The organism is Sphingorhabdus sp., from assembly GCF_044354325.1.
Taxonomy (GTDB): Bacteria; Pseudomonadota; Alphaproteobacteria; order Sphingomonadales; family Sphingomonadaceae; genus Sphingorhabdus_B.
On the sequence record NZ_JBILAF010000139.1, the window covers coordinates 1 to 4,846 of the forward strand.

6 protein-coding genes, 1 other RNA gene and 1 pseudogene are annotated in these 4,846 nt (G+C 56.9%); 5 read left to right on the forward strand and 3 right to left on the reverse strand.

Features of this window, described 5'->3' with window-relative positions:
• Window positions 1-295 (reverse strand): annotated as a pseudogene (gene glyA, locus ACIQ0G_RS10225) (serine hydroxymethyltransferase); the annotation flags it as partial.
• The gene (gene rpiB / locus ACIQ0G_RS10230) at window positions 292-744 is read right to left on the reverse strand and encodes a ribose 5-phosphate isomerase B (protein ID WP_397577817.1); all 453 of its coding nucleotides are present in this window, start codon (window positions 742-744) and stop codon (window positions 292-294) included. The gene rpiB and the pseudogene glyA, both read right to left, overlap by 4 nt.
• 116 nt (window positions 745-860) lie before the next feature.
• Between rpiB and ACIQ0G_RS10235 the strand changes: the two genes are divergently transcribed.
• Window positions 861-1,058 carry a hypothetical protein gene (locus ACIQ0G_RS10235; protein WP_333568822.1) on the forward strand — a complete coding sequence of 66 codons (198 nt, stop codon included), beginning with the start codon at window positions 861-863 and terminating at the stop codon, window positions 1,056-1,058.
• Window position 1,059: 1 nt separating this feature from the next.
• Here the strand turns inward: ACIQ0G_RS10235 and ACIQ0G_RS10240 are convergent, their stop codons facing one another.
• A complete protein-coding gene (locus ACIQ0G_RS10240; RefSeq protein WP_183941171.1) occupies window positions 1,060-1,716 on the reverse strand; it encodes an alpha/beta hydrolase in 657 nt (218 codons plus the stop codon).
• A gap of 113 nt (window positions 1,717-1,829) precedes the next feature.
• On the opposite strand from ACIQ0G_RS10240, the gene ACIQ0G_RS10245 reads away from it, so the two are divergent.
• The 4 genes from ACIQ0G_RS10245 to ssrA all read left to right on the forward strand — a co-directional run bounded on the left by ACIQ0G_RS10245 (window position 1,830) and on the right by ssrA (window position 4,646).
• Complete coding sequence (locus ACIQ0G_RS10245; protein ID WP_397577818.1) at window positions 1,830-2,870, forward strand: cysteine desulfurase family protein; 1,041 nt, start codon at window positions 1,830-1,832, stop codon at window positions 2,868-2,870.
• Window positions 2,867-3,931 carry a cysteine desulfurase family protein gene (locus tag ACIQ0G_RS10250; RefSeq protein ID WP_397577819.1) on the forward strand — a complete coding sequence of 355 codons (1,065 nt, stop codon included), beginning with the start codon at window positions 2,867-2,869 and terminating at the stop codon, window positions 3,929-3,931. The genes ACIQ0G_RS10245 and ACIQ0G_RS10250 overlap by 4 nt, the downstream gene beginning before the upstream one ends.
• Entirely contained in the window at window positions 3,928-4,260 is a 333-nt protein-coding gene (locus ACIQ0G_RS10255; protein ID WP_397577820.1) for a 2Fe-2S iron-sulfur cluster-binding protein, read from the forward strand. The genes ACIQ0G_RS10250 and ACIQ0G_RS10255 overlap by 4 nt, the downstream gene beginning before the upstream one ends.
• Window positions 4,261-4,266: 6 nt before the next feature.
• Window positions 4,267-4,646, forward strand: a transfer-messenger RNA (tmRNA) gene (gene ssrA / locus ACIQ0G_RS10260).
• Window positions 4,647-4,846 lie beyond the last annotated feature (200 nt).

A 4,846-nucleotide genomic window follows, 5' to 3' on the forward strand; every position in this document is an offset into this window, starting at 1 on the left:
AGCCGAACAATTGCTTCGCGCGCTCAATGGCGATGGTTTCGATTTCATCGACATATTCGCAGCCGCCATAATAACGCTTGCCCGGATAGCCTTCGGCATATTTGTTGGTGAGGATCGAACCTGTGGCCTCAAGCACGGCGCGCGACGTTATATTTTCCGACGCGATCAATTCGATCTTGTCCTTCTGCCGGCCCAGTTCCTTCGCAATCCAGCCCGCGATTTCGGGGTCGCGTTCCGTCAGGCTTTGCGTAAAAAATCCAGAATTTTGGATGTCATTGGCGGCTGCACTGCTCATGATGGTTCCTTGGTCGTGTTCGGGTTGGATAGTTTGTCGACGCGGCGTTGGTGACGATCGCCGCCAAATTCCGTTGTTAAAAAGGCATCAAGGCAGGCCTTGGCCATTTCAATGCCAATCAGGCGCGCGCCCATGGCAATAACATTTGCATCATTATGTTCGCGGGCAAGCCGCGCGGACAATGGTTCGGACACCAAAGCGGCGCGCGCGGCGGGATTGCGGTTCACCGCAATCGAAATGCCAATGCCTGAACCGCATAAGGCAACACCGCGTTCTGCGGTGCCATCGGCAACAGCGGCGGCAAGCTTGTAACCATAATCGGGATAGTCGACCGAACTTTCATCATGCGGGCCGAGATCGCACACATCATGCCCCGCCGACAGCAGATATTCGACGAGCGCTGATTTCAGCGCAAGGGCAGCGTGGTCTGAGGCGATAGCGATACGCATAGCACATCCTGTAGCAGCATGAGTCGGAACACGCTCCCCCTATGGCAGCGCGCGGCAAAAGGCTATGCGCTATTTGCCCGATTGCACGGCTTATCCACCGGCTTTAGAGAGGCAAAATGTTAAACGCTGTTTTATCCATCGCCATGCTGTCTGCGTTCCTGCTTCTCTATGGCGCATGGAAGCGTTGGAGTCGCGATGGGGCAAGTCAGCAAATGTGGCTGATGATCGCTGCGGCTCTCGTTATTTTCGCAAATGTTGCGATTTGGGTTGTGCCCGATCAACAAGGCAAAAGCCTTGTTACCGAAGCGCAGTAACTCACTTAATCGGTGAGTTCGGGTCCAACCGGAAATCGAGATAGTTGTTCACGGACGCCATCAGCATATCCATTTCATTTTCAAAGAAATGGTTGGCGCGCGGGATTTCGTCATGGTGAATGGTGATGTGGCGCTGCGTGCGCAGTTTATCGACCAGCTTTTGAACGGCGTTGGGATTGACGACTTCATCATTCACACCCTGAATGATGATGCCCGATGATGGGCAAGGCGCCAAAAAGCTGAAATCATACATGTTTGCAGGCGGCGATACCGAGATGAAACCGCGGATTTCCGGACGACGCATCAAAAGCTGCATGCCAATCCATGCGCCAAAGCTGAAGCCAGCAATCCAGGTCGTTGATGCTTCGGGGTGGAAGCTTTGCACCCAATCGAGCGCCGATGCGGCGTCAGACAATTCGCCGATGCCATTGTCAAATTCGCCTTCGCTTCGGCCAACGCCGCGAAAGTTGAAGCGCAGCACGCCAAATCCGCGCGCTACGAATGTTTTATAAAGCTGCTGCGTAATCCGGTCGTTCATTGTTCCGCCGGCTTGGGGGTGCGGATGCAAAATCATTGCAATCGGTGCACGTGGGCGCGGTGGCGGAGAAAAACGGGCTTCGAGGCGGCCTTCAGGACCGGGAATAGCAATAGCAGGCATATTATTGTTCGATTCTTAGATGGGTGCCGAGCTTTGCCCGAAGGTTCGGGCTTTGCAGGATTTCGTAGAGCTATATAGAAGCAGTGACGATTTTCGCAACTGTCATGGAAATAATGCCCGACCAAGCCCGCATATATTTGGATCACGCAGCTACGACGCCGGTCATTCCGGCGGCGCGCGAAGCGATGGCCGACGCGATGGCGCGATGGGCCAATCCATCCTCTCCGCATAGCGAGGGCCGCGCAGCCCGCGCGGCGTTGGAAAAGGCCCGCGCGAGGGTTGCTGCTGCGCTGAATTGGGATGGTGAAGTCATTTTTACCAGCGGTGCAAGCGAGGCAATTGCGATTGCGCTGCGTGGCCATGATGCGATTGCCAGCGCCGTTGAGCATGATGCGGTCTTGGCTGTGGCAGGCGCAACCCGATTGCCTGTCGATCCAGACGGTTATGTTGACCGGAACGCGATCAAAGGCGCTGCCCGCTATGCGGTGCAGTCCGTGAACAACGAAACCGGCGTCATTCAACCGATGGCCGAGATCGCCGATATTGTGGGGGCCAATGGCGGAATATTATTTGCCGATTGTTCGCAAAGCGCCGGCAAACTGCCATTGCCAGATGCGGATTTGATGTGCGTATCAGCCCACAAATTGGGCGGGCCGCCGGGAATGGGGGCTTTGCTCGTCCGCAATCTTGGGCTGCTGTCGCCGACAGGTGGGCAGGAGCAAGGGTACCGGCGCGGCACCGAAAACTTGCCGGCCGCAATCGGATTTGCGACTGCCCTCGATGCGGGTTTTGCATGGATGGAAAACGCCGTTCGGCTGCGCGACATGTTGGATGCGGAGATAACTGCCAGCGGCGGAATCGTGGTGGCAGAAGCAAGCAGCCGACTTGCGACCATTGGCAGCTACCGTATGCCCGGCGTTGCAGCCTCAAGTCAGCTGATCAACTTTGATATGGCGGGCATCGCGGTCTCTGCCGGAAGCGCGTGCTCATCAGGCACGCTGAAAACCAGCCATGTGCTTGGCGCAATGGGTTGGGACGAGCGATCCGCTTCCGAAGTCGTCCGCGTCAGTTTCAACGCCGATACCAGCGAAAGTGATGTCGCACGGTTTTTGGATGTCTGGCGCAATATCGTCATCCGCGCCAAAGCGGCATGATCTACCTCGACTATCAAGCCACGACGCCGCTCGCCCCAGAGGCATTTGCAGCGATGGAGCCTTGGCTGAAGGATGGATTTGCCAACCCGCATAGCGCACATGCAGCGGGCAGGGCGGCAGCTGCGGCCGTTGAGGTTGCCCGCGATCAAATCGCGGCGCTGCTGCCGAAGGGCGGACGCGTGATCTTTACCTCTGGCGCGACTGAGGCGATCAATCTGGCCATCATGGGGTGCGGCTTACCCGTCACCGCCGCGGCGACCGAGCATGCTGCGGTTTTGGACGTTGTTGAATATCTAGATGGTCGGACTTTCCCTGTAGATACTGTGGGGTTAATTCTTCCCGAAACGCAAACGTCTGGTTCCGTTGGTGGGCAGGCGTTAACGGCCATCATGCTCGTCAATAACGAGATTGGGACTATCCAGCCAATCGCGGAGCTGGCGGGAGCCGCACATGCCCAAGGCAATCTGTTCCTATGCGATGCAGTTCAGGCATTTGGCCGCATGCCGATCCCCGATGGTCCCGACATGATCGCGATATCCGCGCATAAAATCCACGGTCCAAAAGGCATTGGCGCCCTGTGGGTGCGTGACGGCATTGCGCTCACCCCGCAAATGCTCGGCGGTGGGCAGGAACGAGGCATGCGATCGGGTACATTGTCGCCCGCATTGTGCGCTGGATTTGGCGCAGCAGCCAAGTTGGCGGCAGAACGCATGGACGCGGACGCCACGCATGTTTCTGCCTTATGGGATCACGCAGCCAGCGCATTTGCGGACTGGACCATCAACGGTTCGACGGCCCAACGTTATAAAGGCAATCTCAATATCCGCCGCGACGGCGTCGATGCCGCGCGGTTGATATCGGAGTGCCGGAACATCGCCTTTTCCGCTGGATCGGCCTGCGCCAGTGGTTCTGGCCGCCCCAGCCATGTGTCGCGCGCGCTTGGCCTGACCGACGCGCAGGCGAAATCATCCATCCGTTTGGGTTTTGGCCGCTATACGACGGCGGAAGAGATTGATATGGCCGCAGATGCAATCAACCGGTCAGCAGAGGCGATGCTATGATCAAAGTCACGTTCATCAATGCCGATGGCACTGTCCAGAACGTCGAAGCGGTCGAGGGCCAACGCCTGCTGGAAATTGCGCAAGCCGCGGGACAACCGTTGGAAGGCACGTGCGAGGGGCAAATGGCCTGTTCAACCTGCCATGTGATCATTGATAAGCTTTGGTTCGACAAACTGCCCCGGTCGGTTGAGGACGAGGAAGACATGCTCGACCTCGCTACCGGTGCGCGGCGCACCAGTCGTCTGTCTTGCCAAATCGTGCTGACACCCGATCTCGACGGACTGGTTGTCCATATTCCGGCGGAGAGCCGAAATATGCAGGGTCTTTAACCGCCTTCACTTCCCATTCACGAAAAAGCGCCTATATAGGTCGGTGCCGGGTTCGCCCGGCTATGGTGATAAATTGCGGTGTGCAATAGATGCAGCGGACCCGGGGGCGGTACCCGGCAGCTCCACCAAAATCTCTGTTTGCCAGAGGTCTTGGAGGGGCTGAACTAGGATCGACGTGCGTTGAAAAGCATTGTTTTTGCCCGGCATGAATAAGCCGTGAAATGGTTCATAACCAATAGGTGCAAACGATAACGAAGCACTTGCTCTCGCAGCATAATTTTGGGCCTCACGGTCTGAACTTATACTAAAAGAACGCGGCCGGACCGGCCGGGCAACAGAAAGGTTACGGCGGCCCGGGGGGTGCCGAGCAACAGAAACCCCCCACCTAATCCAGCATTTTCAGGAAAAGTGGGAACCGGTTGTCCGGCTAAAAAATGCGCGAGCTATTGAATCGCCAAGCAACAGAATCCCGGGACTTTTCCTTATTTACTGTGATGCTGAGCGTTAATCCTCGCCGAAGGCCGCGTCCAATTCGACCGCCTGAAGCATTTTGGCGGCAGCGATAAAAACGGCGCCTGTGCACAGC

Bases quoted from the DNA above. Each gene is read 5' to 3' on its own strand.
- rpiB (WP_397577817.1), bottom strand. From the start codon at position 744: ATGCGTATCGCTATCGCCTCAGACCACGCTGCCCTTGCGCTGAAATCA.
- ACIQ0G_RS10235 (WP_333568822.1), top strand. From the start codon at position 861: ATGTTAAACGCTGTTTTATCCATCGCCATGCTGTCTGCGTTCCTGCTT.
- ACIQ0G_RS10240 (WP_183941171.1), bottom strand. From the start codon at position 1,716: ATGCCTGCTATTGCTATTCCCGGTCCTGAAGGCCGCCTCGAAGCCCGT.
- ACIQ0G_RS10245 (WP_397577818.1), top strand. From the start codon at position 1,830: ATGCCCGACCAAGCCCGCATATATTTGGATCACGCAGCTACGACGCCG.
- ACIQ0G_RS10250 (WP_397577819.1), top strand. From the start codon at position 2,867: ATGATCTACCTCGACTATCAAGCCACGACGCCGCTCGCCCCAGAGGCA.
- ACIQ0G_RS10255 (WP_397577820.1), top strand. From the start codon at position 3,928: ATGATCAAAGTCACGTTCATCAATGCCGATGGCACTGTCCAGAACGTC.